At 65.1% G+C, this 21,357-nt stretch carries 21 protein-coding genes; 11 read left to right on the forward strand and 10 right to left on the reverse strand.

Annotated features, from left to right (window positions below):
• Positions 1-36 precede the first annotated feature (36 nt).
• The 5 genes from C5B91_RS02695 to C5B91_RS02715 all read right to left on the reverse strand — a co-directional run bounded on the left by C5B91_RS02695 (position 37) and on the right by C5B91_RS02715 (position 3,553).
• Entirely contained in the window at positions 37-801 is a 765-nt protein-coding gene (locus C5B91_RS02695) for a cytochrome bc complex cytochrome b subunit (RefSeq protein ID WP_004972588.1), read from the reverse strand.
• A gap of 10 nt (positions 802-811) precedes the next feature.
• Positions 812-1,606: a cytochrome bc complex cytochrome b subunit gene (locus C5B91_RS02700; protein ID WP_004972586.1), complete on the reverse strand. Its 795-nt coding sequence runs from the start codon at positions 1,604-1,606 to the stop codon at positions 812-814.
• A gap of 3 nt (positions 1,607-1,609) precedes the next feature.
• Positions 1,610-1,999 carry a hypothetical protein gene (locus C5B91_RS02705; protein ID WP_004971171.1) on the reverse strand — a complete coding sequence of 130 codons (390 nt, stop codon included), beginning with the start codon at positions 1,997-1,999 and terminating at the stop codon, positions 1,610-1,612.
• On the reverse strand, positions 1,999-2,637 hold the full coding sequence (locus C5B91_RS02710) for a halocyanin domain-containing protein (protein WP_115819057.1): 639 nt from the start codon (positions 2,635-2,637) through the stop codon (positions 1,999-2,001). Before C5B91_RS02710 ends, C5B91_RS02705 begins: the two co-directional genes overlap by 1 nt.
• A gap of 85 nt (positions 2,638-2,722) precedes the next feature.
• Positions 2,723-3,553 (reverse strand): hypothetical protein, encoded by an 831-nt coding sequence (locus C5B91_RS02715; RefSeq protein WP_004044091.1) that lies wholly within the window; start codon positions 3,551-3,553, stop codon positions 2,723-2,725.
• A 244-nt stretch (positions 3,554-3,797) separates the two neighbouring features.
• Here C5B91_RS02715 and C5B91_RS02720 point away from each other — a divergent pair, with 244 nt between their 5' ends.
• On the forward strand, positions 3,798-4,280 hold the full coding sequence (locus C5B91_RS02720; protein ID WP_008092321.1) for a hypothetical protein: 483 nt from the start codon (positions 3,798-3,800) through the stop codon (positions 4,278-4,280).
• Positions 4,281-4,284: 4 nt separating this feature from the next.
• On the opposite strand, the gene nth is transcribed toward C5B91_RS02720, so the two are convergent.
• Entirely contained in the window at positions 4,285-4,968 is a 684-nt protein-coding gene (gene nth, locus C5B91_RS02725) for an endonuclease III (RefSeq protein WP_008092322.1), read from the reverse strand.
• A gap of 144 nt (positions 4,969-5,112) precedes the next feature.
• Here nth and C5B91_RS02730 point away from each other — a divergent pair, with 144 nt between their 5' ends.
• Both C5B91_RS02730 and C5B91_RS22935 read left to right on the forward strand, forming a co-directional pair.
• The gene (locus tag C5B91_RS02730; protein ID WP_115819301.1) at positions 5,113-5,844 is read left to right on the forward strand and encodes a DUF998 domain-containing protein; all 732 of its coding nucleotides are present in this window, start codon (positions 5,113-5,115) and stop codon (positions 5,842-5,844) included.
• A gap of 40 nt (positions 5,845-5,884) precedes the next feature.
• Positions 5,885-6,019: a hypothetical protein gene (locus C5B91_RS22935; RefSeq protein WP_004972580.1), complete on the forward strand. Its 135-nt coding sequence runs from the start codon at positions 5,885-5,887 to the stop codon at positions 6,017-6,019.
• Between the two features lie 73 nt (positions 6,020-6,092).
• On the opposite strand, the gene C5B91_RS02735 is transcribed toward C5B91_RS22935, so the two are convergent.
• Complete coding sequence (locus C5B91_RS02735) at positions 6,093-7,310, reverse strand: proteasome-activating nucleotidase (RefSeq protein ID WP_004971162.1); 1,218 nt, start codon at positions 7,308-7,310, stop codon at positions 6,093-6,095.
• A gap of 171 nt (positions 7,311-7,481) precedes the next feature.
• On the opposite strand from C5B91_RS02735, the gene C5B91_RS02740 reads away from it, so the two are divergent.
• From C5B91_RS02740 to rad50, 4 genes are read left to right on the forward strand one after another with little or no spacing between them, the layout of a single operon-like run.
• Complete coding sequence (locus tag C5B91_RS02740) at positions 7,482-7,751, forward strand: helix-turn-helix domain-containing protein (protein WP_004972579.1); 270 nt, start codon at positions 7,482-7,484, stop codon at positions 7,749-7,751.
• A gap of 26 nt (positions 7,752-7,777) precedes the next feature.
• Positions 7,778-8,188, forward strand: a complete 411-nt coding sequence (locus C5B91_RS02745) for a hypothetical protein (RefSeq protein ID WP_049968180.1) — start codon at positions 7,778-7,780, stop codon at positions 8,186-8,188.
• On the forward strand, positions 8,185-9,510 hold the full coding sequence (mre11, locus tag C5B91_RS02750) for a DNA double-strand break repair protein Mre11 (protein WP_115819058.1): 1,326 nt from the start codon (positions 8,185-8,187) through the stop codon (positions 9,508-9,510). The genes C5B91_RS02745 and mre11 overlap by 4 nt, the downstream gene beginning before the upstream one ends.
• On the forward strand, positions 9,507-12,188 hold the full coding sequence (gene rad50, locus C5B91_RS02755) for a DNA double-strand break repair ATPase Rad50 (protein ID WP_115819059.1): 2,682 nt from the start codon (positions 9,507-9,509) through the stop codon (positions 12,186-12,188). The genes mre11 and rad50 overlap by 4 nt, the downstream gene beginning before the upstream one ends.
• A 27-nt stretch (positions 12,189-12,215) precedes the next feature.
• On the opposite strand, the gene C5B91_RS02760 is transcribed toward rad50, so the two are convergent.
• The 3 genes from C5B91_RS02760 to C5B91_RS02770 are packed head-to-tail and all read right to left on the reverse strand — an operon-like array spanning position 12,216 to position 13,454.
• Positions 12,216-12,644: a hypothetical protein gene (locus tag C5B91_RS02760; RefSeq protein ID WP_008092335.1), complete on the reverse strand. Its 429-nt coding sequence runs from the start codon at positions 12,642-12,644 to the stop codon at positions 12,216-12,218.
• Positions 12,645-12,671: 27 nt separating this feature from the next.
• Entirely contained in the window at positions 12,672-13,220 is a 549-nt protein-coding gene (locus tag C5B91_RS02765; protein ID WP_115819060.1) for a hypothetical protein, read from the reverse strand.
• Positions 13,221-13,268: 48 nt separating this feature from the next.
• Positions 13,269-13,454: a hypothetical protein gene (locus C5B91_RS02770; RefSeq protein ID WP_004972572.1), complete on the reverse strand. Its 186-nt coding sequence runs from the start codon at positions 13,452-13,454 to the stop codon at positions 13,269-13,271.
• A gap of 105 nt (positions 13,455-13,559) precedes the next feature.
• Here C5B91_RS02770 and C5B91_RS02775 point away from each other — a divergent pair, with 105 nt between their 5' ends.
• The 4 genes from C5B91_RS02775 to sufD all read left to right on the forward strand — a co-directional run bounded on the left by C5B91_RS02775 (position 13,560) and on the right by sufD (position 21,346).
• A complete protein-coding gene (locus C5B91_RS02775; protein WP_115819061.1) occupies positions 13,560-17,567 on the forward strand; it encodes a DNA polymerase domain-containing protein in 4,008 nt (1,335 codons plus the stop codon).
• Positions 17,568-17,785: 218 nt separating this feature from the next.
• Positions 17,786-18,691, forward strand: a complete 906-nt coding sequence (locus C5B91_RS02780) for an ABC transporter ATP-binding protein (protein WP_004044078.1) — start codon at positions 17,786-17,788, stop codon at positions 18,689-18,691.
• A 12-nt stretch (positions 18,692-18,703) separates the two neighbouring features.
• A complete protein-coding gene (gene sufB / locus C5B91_RS02785; RefSeq protein ID WP_004044077.1) occupies positions 18,704-20,134 on the forward strand; it encodes a Fe-S cluster assembly protein SufB in 1,431 nt (476 codons plus the stop codon).
• Positions 20,135-20,137: 3 nt separating this feature from the next.
• Positions 20,138-21,346, forward strand: a complete 1,209-nt coding sequence (gene sufD, locus C5B91_RS02790) for a Fe-S cluster assembly protein SufD (RefSeq protein ID WP_115819062.1) — start codon at positions 20,138-20,140, stop codon at positions 21,344-21,346.
• Positions 21,347-21,357: the final 11 nt, after the last annotated feature.

The following is a 21,357-nucleotide window of genomic DNA, read 5'->3' on the forward strand; positions in this document are numbered from 1 at the left end:
TGACGCTAAGAAGGGACGGTTGGTAGTGGTTCCGCTCTATTTCGGCGGGCGAAGCCGGTAGTAGCGGCGGTTGAGGTTGTACATGTACCCCTCGCGCATCGTCTTCAGCACCGCGTAGGTGATGGTCCCGAAGACGAACGGGAGCAGGAACGTCAGGTCGAACAGCAGGTCGACGTTCATCGGCATGAGGTTCTTGATGGCCAGAAGCGAGATGGTCATCGCGAACACGACGCCGAAGACGCCGACCGCGGACCAGAACGGCTGCTCGACGGGTCGCCGGGCCGAGCCCTTGTTGAGGAAGGGCACGATGGCGATGAAGCCGACGACGACACCGTTCGCCAGCACGCCGTAGGTGCGGTCGGCCATCAGCTTCTGCCCGCCGAGGATGGCCAGCTCGGGGTTCAGCGGGTTGAGCTTGAGCAGGCCGAACGACCAGTAGAGGTACCAGTCGGGCAGGATAATCGCCGGGGTGCTCGACGGATTCGCGGGGTTGCCGATGTGAGGCGGCATGGTCGCCGAGAGGAACAGGATCATCCCGACGAAGAACGACGCGATAGAGAGGTTGCGGACGGTCTCGTGGGGCCAAGTTGGGAACGCCAGGACATCGCGTTCGACGTAGTCGGACTCCGTGCGGAGGTCCTGGTCTTCGCGGCGTGCGCGTTCGAAGTACTCGTAGGTGAGCCGGGAGAGCCCCGTCTTACGAGCCTTGCGCTCGCTCCAAGTGGGCGTCTCGTCGTCGGGGGCTACGATGCCCGCGCCGTCGGATCGAATCTCCTCGTTTTCGGGTTCGTTGTCGCTCATGATTGTCACCTCAGTGCGGCTCCGCGATGCCCTGCACCCACACGATGCCGATGTGGATCGCGATGAGCGTCGTCACGACGAACGGGAGCAGGAACACGTGGATGATGTACATGCGCTGTAGCGTCGACTGGCTCAGCGAGAAGCCGCCGAACAGGAGCTGTGCGACCCACTCACCGGCGAGCGGGACCGACAGCGACATCTCGACGCCGATCTGCCCCGCCCAGTAGGCTAGCTGGTCCCACGGAAGGAGGTATCCGGTGTACCCGAACACCATCGTCAGGCTGATCAGGACGATGCCGAGAAGCCAGTTCAGCTCGCGGGGTTCCTTGTACGACCCCGTGAAGTAGACACGGAGCATGTGCAGGAACACGGCCGCGACCATGACCTGCGCCGCCCAGCGGTGGACGGAGCGGAGCATGAAGCCGAACTGCAGGTCGCGCATGATGAATTCGATACTGCTGTAGGCCGTCGTGGGGTCACCGGTCGTCGCCGGGGAGTAGTAGAACCCGAGAAGGGCACCACTTATCGCCGCGACGACGTACGCGAGCGTCGAGAACAAGCCGAGCGTGTACAGGGGGTACCAGTACCAGAACTTGTTGTCGAGGTTGTACTGCTCGGTGTGGCTCTTCGGCATCTGGAGGTTGACTCGGTAGTAGAGCGTCTCCAGAAGTTCCAGATAATCGACGATGCGGAGTCGCTTATCCAGCCAGATGAGCGTGGTGAGGAAGGTGGCCTCGACCGGGGTGAGGTCCTTCTTTTTCATCCAGGCCTTGTGGTCGTAGTCGTCTTTGCGTTCGAGACTCATGGTTTATCGCTTGTAGTAGGGGTACACCGCGCGTTTGACCTGTTCCCACGCGTCGTCGCTGCTGAAGGTGACACCGTCGACGTCCTCCTCGCGGACGTAGAGGTCTTCCCACTTGCGACGCCGCTTTTTCACGATCATCACGTCGGGGAGGAACTCCTTGCGGTACAGCGCGAGGATGAACGCGAGGTCCACGAAGATGACGGCGAGGACGCCGCCGAGGAACATGTTCCCCGTGTCCGTCAGGCCCCACCCGGAGACGAAGCCGTAGGTGAAGAGGAACACGAACACGACCTCGATAATCGTCAGGAGGACGATTGCGATGGCCGCTGCGGTGCTCTCTCGCGCCGGTTCGTATCGGTGAATATCGCCGTATGTGCTGCCGGTCGAAGACATTATTCGCCACCTCCGGTGTTACCCGTATTTGGGGACTCGCCGTACTTCAAGATGAAGAACGTGTAGATGATGGTGACGAGGATGCCCAGAATCGTCGCCGAGCCGACCCAGTGGGCCTGAATCGGGACGCCGAGTTCGTACAGTTCCTTCTCGCCGCCACCGCCGGTGCTGATAGTCGCCACGTCGTCGCCGACGGCGACCGCGCCGAGCATACCGAGCGCCTCGTGGGGCACGCAGTGGTACTTCGTGATACCACCGCTCTCGAAGGTGAACTCGTAGGTCGTTCCGGCCTCGGAGACGGCCGCGCCGGAGTCGAGCGACGCGCCCTCGCTCGCGACGACGTTGTGGCCGCCGCCTTCGCCGGTCCACTCCCACGTCACGGTCGTGCCGGGGTCGATCCAGATGCCAGCCGGTGCGAACGCAAGGTTACCTCCGTTGCCGGACGCGCCGACCTCGATGGTGACTTCGCTCTGACCGCGGAGGTCTTCGTAGCCTCCGTCGACGCCGTCGAGGTAGCCACCGAAGTCGGGTTGAACCTGCGCTCCACCGCCGCCTTCCTGCGCAGCAGCGGTCCCGGCGGCAGCGGTCGCGGCGGCTGTCGCACCGCCAGCCGTTCGGAGAAACTCCCGCCTTTTCATACGGTCGTTCGTCAGGATGGGACGCGCTTAAACCCACCGACTATGCCGTCACGGAGGGTGTTTGCGAGGTGAGTGCGCGCCGGTCTCAGCCCTCAGAACTGAGGGCGTCTCTCTCGGGGGCCTCGACCAAGGACGCGACGTTCTCGTCCCCGTCGAACGTCGGGACGAACTCGGGGCGCGACCCGCCTTCGAGACCCATGACGCGGAGCCTGTCTCGGTACTCCTCGGCGCGGAAGCGGTCCGAGAGCCGGGCGTTCGCCACGACGACGAAGAGGAAAAAGCCGATGACGAGAAAGCCCAGACCGGCCAGCGGCGCGATAATCGAATCGAGGTCGGGGAGGACGAGCCACGCGCCGATGAGCGCGAACCCACCGAGTAGCTGCCCGAACGCGACGATTTGGAGCATTCGGTTGCCGAAGTCGCCGGTCCCCTGTGCGACCTCTTCGGGTTCGGGGAGCCTGACGGTCTCGGGCGCGTCGTTCACTTCGAAGTCCTCCATCGAACAGAGCGCGACGGTCGGTTTCACGTCGCGGAGGACGGTCCCCTCGCCCTCGACGCTCCCGTCCGGGTAGACGACGGCGTAGCCCTCGTCGGAGTACGCGAGAATCCGTGGCTCGCCGTTTTCCGTCACGCGTTCGAGGACGGCGAACACCTCGCGAATCGCGACGCGGTAGCGGAGTTCCTGTTCGACGCGGTCGAGCAACTCCTCGCCGACGACCCACGAATCGGGGTCGAACGCGGCGTCCCACTCTTCGGGGGTCATCTTCGCCATGTCGGCCGGGCCGAAGTTCTCGAAGTCGTACTTGGCTTCGACCTCCTCGCGGAGGGCCGCGAGCTCCGCGTCGGACATCGCGGCGTCGGCGTCCGCGTCCGGTGACGAGCCGTCGTCGGCCGGGGCGGAAGACGAGTCTGACATCGCCACGGAGTAGGGTCCACGCCGGTAAACGTGTTCCGACCCCGAACCGCGTTCGTCGCGGGCGGTCGGCCACGAGCCGCCCATCGGAAGCGACCGCCCGCTGGTCCGGCGCTCGAACGGGGGTGGTCCGGCGCTCGAATCCCGGCGGTCGCGGCCGACGTTTAGCCCCTGTCGCGTGGTCTAGCGCTCGAACGGGACGCGGCGCATCGGTCCCTTTAGGCCGACCGGGTTCTAACGCCGTGCGATGGCAGACGAGACGACGCTCGCCACGCTCGCCGCGATTACCGTCACGGCCAGCTTCCCGTTTTACCTCTACGGCGCGTGGATAATGATCGACGCCGAGACGGTGTCGTGGGACGTGCTCGTCTACCACCTCAAAATCATCTTCCCCGGGCTCGTGTTGAACACGGTCCCGGTCGTCACGTGGATGCTCCCCCGGCTCTTTCAGCAGCTCAACGGGCTCAGCGCCCTCCACGCGATTCTCGGCCTGCAGGCGTACGCGATGCTCATTTTCGCGCTCACGGGAATCGTCCGCATCTTCCAGGCCAAGTGGGAGGCCGACCTCTACCGCGACCCGGACCAGGACGTGTCGCTCGACGACCTCCACGAGAACATGGGCGCGTGGCGCGGCCGCCTCCGCGTCGGCGTCTTCGGCTACGTCATCTTCTGGGTGTTCGCGTGGCTGCTCGGCATCTACCGCTACCTGAGCGGTTACGTGTTCGTCTGAGCGCTCACCACGCCTCGCCGCTGGCGAGGTCGACCTCGTGGTCGAGCTTCGACGAGGGGCAGACGTCTTCGAGCACGCAGGCGTCGCAGTCCGGGTTGCGCGCGTCGCAGACGGCCCGGCCGTGGCTGATGAACAGGTGGGTGAACTGCTGCCAGTCGCGCTCGGGGACCACCGGCATCAGGTCCTCCTCGATTCGCTCGGGGTACTCCTCTTCGGTCAGGCCGAGGCGGCGCGAGAGCCGCTGGACGTGGGTGTCGACGACGATTCCCTCCACGATGTCGTGGCCGTGCTGGAGGACGACGTTCGCGGTCTTCCGGCCGACGCCGGCGAGGTCGGTCAGCGCGGACATGGTGTCCGGGACCTCGCCGTCGTGCTTCTCGATGATGTCCGCGCACGCGGAGCGGATGTACTTCGCCTTGTTGTTGTAGTAGGTGATGGAGCTGATGTCGTCGGCCAGCTCCTCTTGGTCGGCGGCGGCGTAGTCCGCGGCGTCGTCGTACTTCTCGAACAGTTCCGCGGTGACCTTGTTGACGCGCTCGTCGGTACACTGCGCCGAGAGCATGACGGCGATGAGCAGTTCGAGGCGGTTCGAGTAGGAAAGCGAGATGGTGGTGTCGGGGTACTCCTCGTACAGTCGGTCGAGGACCTCCTCGGCTTGCGCCTCGCGGCTTTCGAGTGGCGTGCCCATACCTGTGGGTGCGACCCGGTCGGTTTCAGTCGTTCGGGTTGGGGCGAGGGGTGCGGATTCCTGACCGTCCGGATTCTCGCGGTTTAAGAGCCATCGGTCGGTGTTATCGACGCGTCAGCCGTCTAGACGGACGGAGTGAGCACGATGACACCAACCACCGACTCCCGACGGGACGGCAGTCCGCCGACCGAGACGCGACCCGAACGAATCGCCGAGACGCCGGGCGCACACGACCACCGGCGCGACCGGTTCGTCGCCGGCGCGATGCTGTTCGCGTTCGGCCTGCTCGCGTTCATGGGAATCATCACCGCCGAGGCGTTCTACCCCGGCTACAACGCGGGCGTACAGGAGATAAGCGACCTCGGCGCGACCAGGCCGCCAAACAGCATCATCCTTCAGCCGTCGGCGACGATTTTCAACGCGACGATGGTGCTTTCGGGGCTGTTGGTCCTCGGCGCGAGCTACTTCGCGCACCGGGGGCTCCGCGACCGCGTCGTCACCGCCGCCGTCGCGATGCTCGGCATAGGCATCCTCGGCGTGGGCGTCTTCGACGGGAGCGAAGCCCCGATGCATGGGCTGTTCGCCCTCCTGACGTTCTTCGCCGGCGGCCTCTCCGCGGTCGTCGCCGCGCGGGTCATCGAGACCCCGTTCCGGTATCTCTCGGTCGCGGTGGGCGGGTTCGTCCTCGCCCTCCTGGCGAGCATCTTCGCGTTCGGCCTCCTCGGCCTCCCGCACCCGCTTTCGTTCCTCGGCGCGGGTGGTATCGAGCGCTACGTCGCCTACCCGGTGCTCCTGTGGTTCATCGGGTTCGGCGGCTACCTGATGGGGTCCGCGTCGGAGACGGCTCCCGCTGACACCACCGATTCGGCCGCGTGAATACCGACGGTTTATCATTCACGACCGCGACCGACCGAGTATGTCCGCGCTCGAACTCCCCGGCCGGCGCGAATCGTGGTTGACCGCGGCCGCGACGCTCGGCGGGTACGGTCTCATCCTCGCCGCGATGTTCCTCGCGCTGTTCGTCCTGCCGTACTTCGCGTTCGCCGCGTAGCCACTCAACGGTCGCAATCGCGCGAAAAGCGAAGGTAGAATCGAAAGCCGAAACGAAACGCGACTCGCGTCGGTTACGCGAACGCGCGGGAGACTTCCGTCTCGTCCGAGGCTTCCTGCTGAATCTTCTCCCAGGCGTCGAGGAAGTCCTGCATGTATATCTCCGTGCGGTCGTCGCGGATGGCGAACATCCCCGCCTCCGTACAGACGGCCTTGATGTCGGCACCGGAGGCGTTGTCGGCCATCTCGGCGAGTTCGACGAAGTCCACGTCGTCGGAGACGTTCATCTTCCGGGTGTGAATCTGGAAGATTATCTCGCGGCCGTCCTCGTTCGGCTTGGGCACCTCGATGAGGCGGTCGAACCGACCCGGCCGGAGAATCGCGGGGTCGAGCATGTCGAAGCGGTTGGTCGCCGCGATGATGCGGATGTTGCCGCGCTCGTCGAAGCCGTCCATCTCGGCGAGCAGCTGCATCATCGTGCGCTGGACCTCGGCGTCGCCGGAGGTCTTCGAATCCGTGCGCTTCGAGGCGATGGCGTCTATCTCGTCGATGAAGATGACGGCGGGCTCGTTCTCGCGGGCGACCTCGAACAGGTCGCGGACGAGCTTCGCGCCCTCGCCGATGAACTTGTGCACCAGCTCGGAGCCGGCCATCTTGATGAACGAGGCGTTCGTCTGGTTGGCGACGGCCTTGGCGAGCATCGTCTTGCCGGTCCCCGGCGGACCGTACAGGAGCACGCCGGACGGCGGGTCGATGCCGACCTTCTCGAACATCTCGGGGCGGTCGAGCGGCATCTCGACCGTCTCGCGGACCTCCTGCATCTGCTCTTCGAGTCCGCCGATGTCCTCGTAGGTCACGTCGGGGCTGTGTTCGACCTGCATCACGCGAGCCCGGACGTCCGTCTCCTTGTCGAGTCGCTTGACGATAGAGAGGGAGTTGTTCACGGCGACGCGCGCGTCGGGTTCGAGCTCCTCGCGCATCTCGTCTGTCACTTCGGTGAGGGCCTCTTGGTTGTTACCGTGCTGCTTGATGATGACCCCCTCGTCGGTGATTTCCTGAACCGTCGCAACGAAGAGCGGCGACTGCTTGAGCTTCTTGTTCTCGTGGGTAAGCCGCTCGAGCTTCTGTTGATACTTGTTGTTCTCGGCGTTCGTGTCGAGGAGCTTGTCGCGCATCTCCTCGTTCTGCGTTTCGAGAACTTCGAGCCGCTCTTGAAGGGCGGTGATCTTCTCCTGCTGCGACGCCGAGTCCTTATCGTAGGGGAGGTCGACGTCGTCCACAGTATCGGTCATCATCCGGCATAGGGTGCAGGTTCATAAGAGGCTTCGGGTGTGTGAGGGATTCGCCGCCTAGGGGCCGTCTGCCGCCCGGATGACGAGTCTGACGTGCGTCACATAAATTCCCCATAGTAATAAATCTGGATAGCAAATATTATCTAATAGCATTGCATGGTGTCTCGTACGATGAGCACCACGGAAGCAGTCGAACGCGAGTCCGAGCCCCAGTCAGACGACCGGTGGGAATCGGTTCGGGACATGCCCCCGAGCGCGAAGTTGGTCGCGAAGATTCTCGACTACGAGGACACGCTCACCCAGAGCCAAATCGCCGAGGAATCGCTTCTGCCCCCGCGTACCGTCCGCTACGCGCTCTCCCGGCTGGAAGACGAGGGCGCGGTCGACTCCCGATTTTCGTTCTCCGACGCGCGCAAGCGCCTCTACACGCTCAACATTTAAATCCGAACGCGCGGCCACGTCGCCGCATGTCTTCGCCCGCTCCCGACGACGTCGGCCGCGCGCTCTCCGCGCTCGCCGACGCCGACACCGGTATCCCTGACTACGAGTCGCGCCCGTCCGCCGAAGTCGTCGCCGAGGCGCGAACCGCCTTCGAGTCGCTCCACTCTGCCGCCCGGTTTCTCTCCGACGGAGGCGAACTAACGCTCCGCCGAGCGGTCGGCGAGGCCGACCGGCGCGGACACCACGAGTGCGCGCGCACCGGACGGACGCTCCTCACGGACCTCGACCGCCTGCGCGGCGCGCTCGTCGACGCGGGCGCGACCGAGGTGTCGAATCGGTGTTCCCGAACCGCTCAGCGGCGACCGCGGGACGCCGACCACTTCCGCTCCGGTCGCACAACCGTTTTCAGCGGCGGTGGCGAACCGGTTGATAGATGACACGGGTGATACACACCGGCGACACCCACATCGGGTATCAGCAGTACCACTCGCCGGAGCGCCGACAGGACTTCCTCGACGCCTTCGAGCGGGTCGTCGCGGACGCGCTCGACGGAGACGTGGACGCCGTCGTCCACGCCGGCGACCTCTACCACGACCGCCGTCCCGAACTCCCCGACCTCCTCGGGACGCTCGCCGCGCTCCGCCGCCTCGACGACGCCGGGATACCCTTCCTCGCCATCGTCGGCAACCACGAGTCGACCCGCGGGGGCCAGTGGCTCGACCTCTTCGAGCGCCTCGGACTGGCGACGAGACTCGGACGCGACCCCCACGTCGTCGGCGACGTGGCCTTCTACGGTCTCGACCACGTCCCGCGCTCGCGCCGAGACGAACTCGACTACCAGTTCGAACCGCACGACGCCGAGCGCGCGGTGCTCGTCGCCCACGGTCTGTTCACCCCCTTCGCGCACGCCGACTGGGAGACCGAAACCGTCCTCGCCGAGTCGAACGTCGACTTCGACGCGGTCCTCCTCGGTGACAACCACGTCCCCGACACCGCCGAACTCGACGGGACGTGGGTGACCTACTGCGGGTCGACCGAGCGCGCGAGCGCGACCGAGCGCGACCCGCGCGGGTACAACCTCGTTCAGTTCGCGCCCGGCGAGGTCGACATCCGCCGGCGCACCCTCGAAACGCGCCCGTTCGCCTTCGTCGAGGTCGACCTCGCCGGCGACGAGGGCATCGAGCGCGTCCGCCAGCGGGTCCGCGAGTTCGACCTCGAAGACGCGGTCGTCATCGTCGAACTGCGAGGCGAGGGCGAGACCGTCACGCCCGCGGCGGTCGAGTCGTTCGCCGTGGAGGAGGGCGCGCTCGTCGCCCGCGTCAACGACAAGCGCGATATCGCCGACGACGCCGAACTGGCGGCCGACGTGAGCTTCGCCGACCCCGACGACGCGGTGCGCGAGCGGGTCCGCGAGATGGGCCTGTCGAGCGCCGCCCTCGACGTGGACGAGACGGTCCGCGCGAGCAAGGTCGCCGACTCGAACGTCCGCGACGAGGTCCGCGAGCGCGTCGAATCGCTGCTCTCCGACGACCCCGGAGCCTTCGTCGCCGCCGAGAGCGAGGATGACATCGAGAGCGACGACGGCGTCGAGGCCGGGGAGCCGGAGACCGTCGAGGACGCGGAAGCCCCCGAAGACGCGGCCGAGGCCGACACAGAGCCGACGACCGAGACCACCGCTGAAACGACGACCGAATCCGACTCGGAGGCCGCCGCGGAACCGGCGGCGAGCCGCGACAGTTCGCTGGGTGATTTCGCGTGAGGTTCACCCGCATCGCCATCCGGAACTTCAAACCCTACGAGGACGCCGAACTCGACCTCCGAGACGGCGTTACGGTCATCCACGGCGTCAACGGCAGCGGAAAGTCGTCGCTCCTCGAAGCGTGTTTCTTCGCGCTCTACGGCTCGAAGGCGCTCGCGGGGACGCTCGAAGACGTGGTGACGACGGGCGCCGCCGACGCCGAAATCGCGCTCGAATTCGTCCACGACGGCGGCGAGTACCGCATCGAGCGTCGGGTTCGCGTCTCCGGCGACCGCGCGACCACCGCGAAGTGCGTCCTCGAAGGTCCCGAGGGGACCGTCGACGGCGCGCGCGACGTTCGCCGGCACGTCGCGTCGCTCCTGCGCATGGACGCCGAGGCGTTCGTGAACTGCGCGTACGTCCAGCAGGGCGAGGTCAACAAGCTCATCAACGCGACGCCGAGCCAGCGCCAGGACATGATAGACGACCTCCTGCAACTCGGAACGCTCGAAACGTACCGCGAGCGCGCCGGCAACGCCCGGCTCGGGGTCGAAGACGTGCTGACGAGAAAGCGGAGCGTCCTCGAAGACGTCGAGTCGCAAATCGAGACGAAAGAGGAGGCGGACCTCCACGCGACGCTCAACGCGCTCGAATCCGAACTCGACTCCCTCGACGAGGAGATTTCGAACTACGAGGGCCAGCGCGACAAGGCGAAGGCGGCGCTCGACGCCGCCGAGGCGACGCTCGACGAGCACGCAGAAAAGCGGGAGCGACTCGACGAGGTCGAGGCGGCAATCGAGGACCTGACCGCGAAAATCTCCGCGGACGAGACGAAGCGCGACGACCTCTCGGAGCGCGTCCGCGAACTCGACGCCGCCGCCGACGACCTCGAATCCGACATCGACGACGCCCTCGACCGGTCCGACCTCGACGACGCGAGCGACGAGGCGATTGCCGGCGCGCGGGAGGCGCTTTCGGAGCGCGAATCCGAGCTGCGCGACGACCTCTCCGAGGCGCGGACGCGGGCGCAGGCGTTCGAGACGCAGGCCGAGCGGCTCGCCGAGCGCGCCGCCGACCTCGAATCGCGCGCCGAGGAGAAACGCGAGGCCGCCGAGGCCGACGCGGAGACCGCCGCCGAGGCCGAACGGGAACTCGAATCGTTCCGCGAGACGCGCGCGGAGCTTCGGTCGTCGCTCGACGACGCCGAAGCGCGGTTCGAAGACGCCCCCGTCGAACTCGGCGAGGCCGCCGACCTCCTCGAAAAACGGCGTGAGGCGCGGTCCGACGCCCGCGAGTCGCTCGCGGAGACGGAGACCGAACTGAAGAACGCGCGCGAGCGCCTCGCCGAGGCCGAGCGCCTCCGCGACGCGGGCAAGTGTCCCGAGTGCGGACAGCCGGTCGAGGGCTCGCCCCACGTCGACGCCATCAGCGAGCGCGAGGCCGCGGTCGAATCGCTGGAGGCCGACCTCGACTCGCTCGAATCGGACGTCGAGTCGCGCTCGGCGGCCGTCGAGGCGGCCGAGGCACTGGTCGAAATCGAGAACCGCGCGAGCTCTCAGCGCGACAAACTCGACCTCGTCGAAGAACGTATCGCCGACCGCGAGGGGACCGTCGAGAGCCGCCGCGAGGCCGCCGCGGAGAAACGCGAAGTGGCCGCGGAACTCGAAGCCGAGGCCGAGGAGAAACGCGAGGCCGCGACGACGCAGGCCGAGCGGGCCGAGGAGGTCGCGGAGACGGTCGAGTCGCTCGAAGCGGACCTCGAAGCACTCGACGAGCGGCGCGACCGACTCGACCGCGTCGAGTCGCTGGTCGACGCGCGGGCCGAGAAAATCGACGTGCGGGACCGGCTCCGCGAGAAGCGCGAGACGCTCGCAGACGTGAATCGCGAGCGCCGCGAACACCTCCGAGAGCGTCGCGAGCGCCGCGACGAACTCCGCGAGACGGTCGACGAGGAGGCGGTCGAGGGAGCGAGACAGCGCAAGGAGAACGCCGCGACGTATCTCGAACGGGTCGAGGACGAAGTGCTCCCCGAACTGCGAGACAAGCGCGACGAACTCCAGAGCCGCGTCGGCGGCGTCGAGGCCGAACTCGAACAGTTGGACGACCTCCGGGAGCGCCGCGAACACCTCGCCGAGCGCGTCGGCGCCCTCGAATCGGTCCACGAGGAGGTGTCGACGCTCGAATCGACCTACGGCGACCTCCGGGCGGAGCTTCGACAGCGCAACGTCGAGGTGCTCGAACGGATGCTCAACGAGACGTTCGACCTCGTCTACGCCAACGACGCCTACTCGCGCATCCGACTCGACGGCGAGTACGGGCTGACGGTGTTCCAGAAGGACGGCACCGCGCTCGAACCCGAACAGCTCTCGGGCGGCGAGCGCGCCCTGTTCAACCTCAGCCTCCGGTGTGCAATCTACCGGCTCCTCGCCGAGGGAATCGACGGCGCGGCCCCGCTTCCGCCGCTCATCCTCGACGAACCGACGGTCTTCCTCGACGACGGCCACGTCTCGCGGTTGGTCGACCTCGTCGGGGACATGCAGAGCCGCGGCGTCAAGCAGATTCTCATCGTCAGTCACGACGACGAACTGGTCGGCGCGGCCGACGACCTCGTCCGCGTGGAGAAGAACCCGACGACGAACCGCTCGACGGTCGAGCGGACCGACGCGCCGATAGTCGAGAGCGCGCTCGCGGACGACTGAGTGCGGGTCGGTTCCGCCGCGAGTGCCTTATGCGCTCGCCCGGAGTAGTTCGACCCCTTCTTTTGCGGCGTCGGTCGCCTCGTAGCCGCGCTCCCCGTAGACCGTGGTCTCGGCGACGAGGCCGGCGACCCGGAACTCGGTCAGGAGGCCGTGGAGGTCGCTCTCGCAGAGGTCGTAGGCCCCGAGGAGGTCGACCACGGGGAGCGGCCCGCGGTCGACGAGGTCGACGAGCAAGCCCAGTCCGCGCTCGGTCGGGACCGCGACGAGTATCTTCCGGACCGGTTCGGGAACGGCGCGCGCGGCGGTTTCGAGCGGGGACTCGCCGCTCACGGCTTCGAGGTCGTCGTTCGGCAGGTATCGCTCCTCGCCGGTCTCCGGGTCGCGGACGCGGCTGGCGTCGCTCGACTGCTTGACGAGGAGGTACGTCCGGCCGTCTGGCCCGCGGACGGTTCGCATATGTCTCGGCGAAGGGCGCGGCGACTGTTAGCGGTTGCGCTCGGGAGCGTCTTCGTCGGTGTCGCTTACATCACCGTCGTCCGCATCGTCCCCATCGTCCCGCCACTCCCCTCGCTTGAACTCTCGGTAGATGGAGTAGACGCGGACGAGCACGACCGTACCGAACAGAAACAGGCCTGCGCCGAGGAGCGTGTCGCCGCGGAAGTAGGCGAGCATCGGGCCGACCGTGACCCCCGCGAGGCCGACGTTCGCGAGGACGACGCTCGCCCAGAACAGACGGGCTACCTCGGGATTCACGTCGGGGGAGAACTCCGGTGCGTCGTCGCCGTCGCTCTCGCCGTCCGGGTCCTCGTCGTCGGCGTCCTCGCCGGGGATGCGAACGCGGGGAATCGTCGGGAGCTCCTTCTCGGGGTTCCCCCAGCGGGCTTCCGGGTCTCCCCAGCGGGCCTCGGGGTCGCCCCATCGCGTTTCGGGGTCGATTTTCGAGGCCATGTCCGCCGACGGACGCTCCGCCTCGTCGCCTTCGTCTTCCGCGCCAGCGGCGGGCGTTCCCTCGCGTCGCTCGTCGTCCGTCACGCTCGCGTCGAGACGCCGTGCCGAGAAAAAGTGTCCGTTTCGGCCGAGTCAGGCGCAGTCGTCGAGGCGCATCGACCGCGATGCCTCGACCCACGCGAGTGGGTTCTCCGCGTCATAGAACACCACGCCACCGTCGATGTCGTAGGATTCGACCGTCTCGGCTCCAGTCGGACCAGCCGGTCCGTCGCCGTCGATCGTGCCATCCCACCGCTCCGGAGTTGCGTGGTCGGTCATATCGTGTGACAAGGAATGTCACACATGGATATATGTCTTTCCGTGGTTCGGGGTGCAGTACGCGGAAACGCCGGGGTTTTTAGCCGCGCCATCGAAGCGACTGGCATGACGCAGACGGGTCTGACCGACTTCGGGGGGAACGACGCCGACGGCGCGGGCGACGCGCGGCCTGACGAGGAGGCCGCCATCGTCGCCGGCGACGCCGGCCAGCACGTCTCCGACGTCATCGACACGGACGAGGTGCGGTTTCCCGACCCGGACGGGACGGTCGAACTGGCCGTCACGCAGGTCGACTACACCATCGAGGGCGCGGGCCGCGACGAGTACCCGGTGATTCACATCTTCGGTCGGACGGCGGACGACGAGACCGAACACGTCCGCGTGCTCGGGTTCCGGCCGTACTTCTACGCGCCCACCGCCAGCCTCGACGACGACGCGCTCGACAAGGACGTCATCACCGGCACCGAGGACGGCTACGAGAGCATCCGTGGCGAGGAGCTAACGAAGATTTACGGCCGCACCCCCCGCGACGTCGGCCAGATTCGCGACGAGTTCGACCACTACGAGGCGGACATCCTCTTTCCGAACCGCCTGCTCATCGACAAGGACATCAAGAGCGGCGTCCGCGTCCCCGAGCGCCGCCTCGACGACGGGTCGATTCAGATACCCCACCAGGAGGTTGCGCCCGCGGAGGTCGACGCGAGCCTTCGGGTGAACACCTTCGACATCGAGGTCAACGACCGGAACGGCTTCCCCGAGGATGGCGAAGAGCCGATTATCTGCCTCACCAGCCACGACTCCTACCGCGACGAGTACGTCGTCTGGCACGCCGTCGCCGAGGAGGGTCTCGGCAAGCGCCCCGACTCGCTGCCGAACTACGAGTTCCTCGGGGAGGACGCGGACGTGGAGGTCAGGACGTTCGACGAGGAGGCGACGATGCTCGACGCCTTCCTCTCGTACATCGAGGAGACCGACCCCGACATCCTCACCGGGTGGAACTTCGAGGACTTCGACGCGCCGTACTTCCTCGACCGGTTGGAGGAGGTCGACAGGAGGACCGACCTGAACCTCGACTACAACCGCATGTCGCGGCTCGGCGAGGTCTGGCGCGGCGGCTGGGGCGGCCCGGACATCAAAGGGCGCGTCGTCTTCGACCTGCTGTACGCCTACAAGCGCACCCAGTTCACCGAACTCGAATCCTACCGTCTCGACGCGGTCGGCGAACTCGAACTCGACGCGGGCAAGGAGCGCTACTCGGGCGACATCGGCGACCTCTGGGAGGAAGACCCCGAGCGCCTGCTCGAATACAACCTCCGTGACGTGGAGCTGTGCGTCGAAATCGACCGGAAACAGGACATCATCGCCTTCTGGGACGAGGTGCGGACGTTCGTCGGCTGTAAGCTCGAAGACGCGCCGACGCCCGGCGACACCGTCGACATCTACGTGCTCCACAAGGTCCACGGTGAGTTCGCGCTCCCCTCGAAGGGCAAACAGGAGTCGGAAGACTACGAGGGCGGAGCCGTCTTCGACCCCATCACCGGCGTCAAGGAGAACGTCACGGTGCTCGACTTGAAGTCGCTGTACCCGATGTGCATGGTGACCATCAACGCGTCGCCGGAGACGAAAGTCGACCCCGAGCGCTACGATGGGGAGATGTTCCGCGCGCCCAACGGGACGCACTTCCAGCAGGAGCCGGACGGCATGATTCGGGAGATGGTCGACGAACTCCTCACCGAGCGGGAGGAAAAGAAGTCGCTGCGGAACTCCCACGACCCCGGCTCCTCGGAGTACGAGCAGTTCGACCGCCAGCAGGCCGCGGTGAAGGTCATCATGAACTCGCTGTACGGCGTGCTGGGCTGGGACCGCTTCCGACTCTACGACAAGGAGATGGGCGCGGCGGTGACGGCGACCGGTCGGAAGGTCATCGAGTTCACGGAGCAGGCCGCGAACCAAATCGGCTACGACGTGGCCTACGGCGACAGCGTGACGGGAGATCGCCCGGTCGTCGTCAGAGACCCCGGTGGGACTGTTCGAATCCTTCCTATCGAGGACTTGTTTGCCCGCGGAACGACTGAATCTGAGGTACTCATCGCTGCCGACGGGGACGTCGTCGCAAGTGCCACTCCCGGGAAGACTCGCCGAGCGCTCGACGGGTGGGACGCCCTCTCTGTGAACGAAGATGGAGAGGCGGAGTGGCAACCGATTGCGCAGGCGATTCGCCATAACACAGACAAACCGGTGGTGAACCTCCAACACAAGTTCGGTGAGTCGACGACGACGAGAGACCACTCGTACGTCGTCCCCGGTGAAGACGGCCTCACAACTGTCTCTCCGGACGACGTGGCGGAGCCGTATCGCGTCTCCGAGGTACCCGATGTCGAGCCTGTCGAGCAGGTCGACGTCTACGAGGTCCTTCGTGGGTACGAACGCGAGTACGAGGACGGACGGAGCGTCGGGAGCGATAATTCGATAACGAAGCGGAAACAAATCCATGCGGACGACGAGTATGTCTGGTTCGGCCACGAGCACCACCGAGACGTCGACTCGACCGTCAAAGTCAAACGATTCGTCGATATCGACAGCGAAGATGGTGCAGCACTCATTCGGCTCCTCGGTGCGTACGTCCCTGAAGGAAGCGCATCCACTGGCGAGACGGCGACGTCGGAATTCGGGGCAAGTATCGCTGAATCCGACCGTGAGTGGCTAGCCCAACTCCAGCGAGATTACTCTCGACTGTTCGAGAACACGACCGCCGGTATCATTACGAGCGACCGACGAGCGGAGCGAACCGTCGAGTATCAAACGGACACAGGCGGTGCGTCGGTCACGTACAATGACGAGACGCTGAAACTGCAGATGATGAACGAACTCGCTGCTGTGTTCTTCCGCGAGTTCGCAGGGCAGACGTCGCGTGGTAAACGGATCCCCTCATTCGTCTTCCACCTTCCTGAGGAGAAGCAAGACTTGTTCCTGACGTTGCTCGTCGAAGGCGATGGATCTCGCGAATTCCCACGATACACCGAAGCGTACGCACAGCGAAACTTCGACTTCGAGACGACGAGCCGAGAACTTGCTGCCGGTCTCTCGATGTTGCTCACGCAACGGGGGCAAAAACACTCGCTCAAGTATCGGGACAGTAAAGACTCGTACACTATTCGGACGTGTAGCACCTACCGGGAAGGCCGAGACCCCGTGCTGACCGAAGTCGACCACGACGGCTACGTGTACGACCTGAGCGTCGAAGAAAACGAAAACTTCGTCGACGGTGTTGGAGGTATTGTCCTTCACAACACCGACAGCGTCATGCTCGAACTCGGCCCCGACGTGTCGAAACAGGAGGCCATCGAGCAGTCGTTCGACATTGAGGAGCACATCAACGCCGCCTACGACGACTTCGCGCGCGACGAGTTGGGCGCGGACGAACACCGCTTCCAAATCGAGTTCGAGAAGCTGTACCGGCGGTTCTTCCAGGCGGGGAAGAAGAAGCGCTATGCGGGCCACATCGTCTGGAAGGAGGGCAAGGACGTCGACGACATCGACATCACGGGCTTCGAGTACAAGCGCTCGGACATCGCGCAGATAACGAAAGAGGTCCAGAAGAACGTCATCGACATGATCGTCCACGGCGAGGAGACGGAAGTCATCAAAGACTACCTCCACGACATCATCACCGACTTCGAGTCGGGGAACCTGCCGCTCGAACAGGCCGGTATCCCCGGCGGAATCGGCAAGCGCCTCTCGGCGTACGAGACACCGACCGCGCACGTTCGGGGCGCGCAGTACGCCAACGCCTTCCTCGGGACGAACTTCGGGCGGGGCTCGAAGCCGAAGCGGGTCTACCTCAAGAAGGTCCACCCGTCGTGGTTCCGCGAGATGGAGACCGGCGAGTTCGACCCGCAGGTCGACGACCTCTACCGCGAGTTCAAGCGCGACCCCGACGTCATCTGCTTCGAGTACGCCGACCAGATTCCAGAGGCGTTCGAGGTCGACTGGGACACGATGCTCACCAAGACGCTCGAAGGGCCCATCTCCCGCGTCATCGAGGCGCTCGGGATGTCGTGGGACGAGGTGAAAAGCGGACAGGAACAGACCGGCCTCGGGAGCTTCATGTGACCGGCCGTATCACCGAGTAATGAAACTATATTCGGTTACATAGACGACGGCACCGTAACGTTGTTCGGCTGTCCAAAACCCGGACGAGCGTTCCGAACTGCCGTGGTTCTTTGCGGTTTTGAAAACAAATTTTCTTTCTACAAAAGGTGGCGGGGGTGAATGCGCAAGCATTATGGGCGATACTCCCCACCCTTCGAGTACGAGGCAACGAACCAACGATGGCAACTCTCGAGATCAAGAACCTCCACGCACGTGTCGCGGAGGAAGACGGTGAGCAGATTCTGCGAGGTGTCGACCTGGAAGTCAAATCCGGCGAGATCCACGCACTGATGGGTCCCAACGGGTCCGGCAAGTCTACGACTTCTAAAATCATCGCCGGGCACCCCGCCTACGAGGTAACCGACGGCGAAATCCTCCTCCACCTGGAGGACGACGACTTCGGCGACCTCGAAATTCCGGACGACGCCCGCACGTGGAACCTTCTGGAACTGGAGCCGAACGAGCGCGCCGCGCTCGGCATCTTCCTCGGCTTCCAGTACCCCGCGGAAATCGAGGGCGTCACCATGACGAACTTCCTCCGCACCGCGCTCAACGCGAAGATCGACGAGCGCGAGGAGCTCCTCTTCGGCGAGGACGCCGAGGAAGAAGAAGAGGAAGCCGGCTACGACACCTCCCCGATGGAGGGTAACGTCGACGACGGCGAAGTCGGCGTCGCCGAGTTCCAGAAGCTCCTCAAGGAGAAGATGGACCTCCTCGACATGGACGAGAAGTTCATGCAGCGCTACCTCAACGCCGGGTTCTCCGGCGGCGAGAAGAAACAAAACGAGGTCCTTCAGGCCGCGATTCTCGAACCGTCGATTGCGGTTCTCGACGAGATCGACTCCGGTCTCGACATCGACCGCCTGCAGGACGTCTCGAAGGGTATCAACGCGCTGCGCGACGAGCAGGGCACCGGTATCCTCCAGATCACTCACTACCAGCGTATCCTCGAATACGTCGAGCCGGACCACGTCCACATCATGCTGGACGGCAAGGTCGTCAAGAGCGGCGACGCCTCGCTCGCGTCCGAACTCGAAGACAAGGGCTACGACTGGGTCCGTGAGGAAGTGTACGAAGCCGCGTAATCCCCCAACATCATGAGTTCCGACCAAGACCACCTCAAAGAGACAGACACGGAAGCTCGCTTCGAGTTCAAGAAGGAGCAGAAGGCCGCGTTCGTGGCCGAGAAGGGTCTCACCGAAGAGACCATCCGCGTCATCTCGGAGGACAAAGACGAGCCCGAATGGATGCTCGAGCGCCGCCTTCGCGCGCTCAAGCAGTACCAGAAGATGCCGATGCCGACCGACTGGCCCGGCCAGCCTGACCTCTCCGAGGTCAACGTGGACGAAATCGTCCCGTACATCCGACCCGACGTGGAAGTCCGCGGCGGCGTCGACGACTGGCGCGACCTGCCGGACGACATCAAGGACACCTTCGACAAACTGGGTATCCCGGAAGCCGAGAAGAACGCCCTCTCTGGCGTCGGCGCCCAGTACGAGTCCGAAGTCGTCTACCAGAACATGCAGGAGCGCTGGGAGGAGAAAGGCGTCGTCTTCATGAACATGGACCAGGCGGTCCAGGAGCACGAAGACATCGTCAAGGAGTACTTCATGACGAAGTGCGTCCCCCCGAGCGACAACAAGTTCGCGGCGCTTCACGGCGCTATCTGGTCCGGCGGCTCGTTCGTCTACGTCCCCGAGGACGTGACGGTCGAGATGCCGGTGCAGGCGTACTTCCGCATGAACTCCGAGGGCATGGGCCAGTTCGAGCACACGCTCATCGTCGCGGAGAAGGGCTCCGAAGTCCACTACATCGAGGGCTGTTCGGCTCCCAAGTACTCCGCGTTCAACCTCCACTCCGGCGGCGTCGAAGTGTTCGTCGGCGAGGACGCCCACGTCCAGTACTCGACCGTTCAGAACTGGTCGAAGAACACCTACAACCTCAACACCAAGCGCGCTATCGTCGAGAAGGGCGGTCGCATGGAGTGGATTTCGGGCTCGATGGGCTCGAAGGCCACCATGCTGTACCCGGCCTCGATTCTGAAGGGCCGCGGCGCCTCCGACAACCACATCACCATCGCCTTCGCGGGCGAGGGCCAGAACATCGACACCGGCGCGAAGGTGTACCACAACGCCCCCGAGACGAAGTCGACCATCGAGTCGAAGTCCATCTCGAAGGACGGCGGCCGCACGAACTACCGCGGTCTCGTCCACATCGCCAACGGCGCGAAGAACTCCTCGACCGCGGTCGAGTGTGACGCGCTCATGTTCGACAACGAGTCCACCTCGGACACGATGCCGTACATGGAGATCAACGAGTCCACGGTGGACGTCGCCCACGAGGCGACCGTCGGCAAGATCGGCGACGAGGACATCTTCTACCTCCAGTCGCGCGGTCTCGACGACGACGACGCGAAGCAGATGATCGTCTCCGGGTTCATCGAACCCATCACGGAGGAACTGCCCATCGAGTACGCGGTCGAACTCAACCGACTCGTCGAACTCGAGATGGAGGGTAGCCTCGGATAACCAATGAGTGCGCAACTTCCCGCGAACCTGTCCGCAGAGACGGTACGAGAGATTTCGGACGCACGGGACGAGCCGGAGTGGCTCCTCGAGACCCGTCTCGAGGCCCTCGAAGCACTCGACGAGCTCGAACTACCGGACGTCATCCAGACGCCCGGTCGCCGCTGGACGAACCTCGAAGCGCTCGACTTCGAGTCGCTCGTCGACCCGCTGAACCAGGCCGACGAGACGACCCGCGAGTCGCCCGAAGGCGTCGTCGTCCTCCCCTTCACGGAGGCGCTCTCCGAGTACGGCGACCTCATCAAGGAGCGGTTCGGCTCCGTCGTCGACCCCCAGTCGAACTACCTCACCGCCCTTTCGGCGGCGCTGTTCACGACGGGCACGTTCATCTACGTCCCCGAGGGCGTCGACGCCGAGGACGTGAAGATTCGCGCCGAGATGAACTCTCGGTCGCTGTTCAGCCACACGCTCGTCGTCACCGAGAAGTCCTCGTCGGTCACCATCCTCGAAGCCGTCGAATCCGGCGACAGCGTCGACGACGCGCGGTACTTCTCGAACCTCGTCGAAATCGACGCGGGCGAGAACTCGTACGTCCAGTACGGCTCCCTGCAGAACCTCGACGAGGAGACGTACACGTACTCGCTCAAGCGCGCCGACGCCGACACCTACTCGACCGTCAACTGGATCGAGGGGAACCTCGGCTCGCGGCTCACCCGCAGCGACGTCGAGACCGAACTCAACGGCGAAGCGTCGGAGACGAAAATCGTCGGCGCGTTCTTCGGTCACGACGACCAGCATCTCGACGTCAACGCCCGCGTCTGGCACAAGGCCGAGAACACGACGGCCGACCTCGTGACCCGCGGCGTCCTCGACGACGAGGCGCGCTCGGTGTACGAGGGCGTCCAGGACGTCGGCCGCGACGCGTGGAGTACGAACTCCTACCAGCGCGAGAACACGCTGATGCTCTCGGACCAGTCCGAGGCCGACGCGTCGCCGAAGCTCATCATCAACAACCACGACACCGAGGCGTCTCACGCCGCCTCCGTCGGGCAGGTCGACGCCGAGGACCTCTTCTACATGGTCTCTCGGTCCATCCCGGAAGAACAGGCCCGTAACATGCTCGTGGAGGGCTTCTTCGTGCCCGTCCTCGAAGAGATTGCAGTCGACGAGTTCCGCGACGACCTCGAAGAACTCATCGCGGCCCGCCTGCGGTAGGCAGACCGCTC

This window comes from Haloferax sp. Atlit-10N (genome assembly GCF_003586325.1).
GTDB classification, from domain to species: Archaea; Halobacteriota; Halobacteria; order Halobacteriales; family Haloferacaceae; genus Haloferax; species Haloferax prahovense.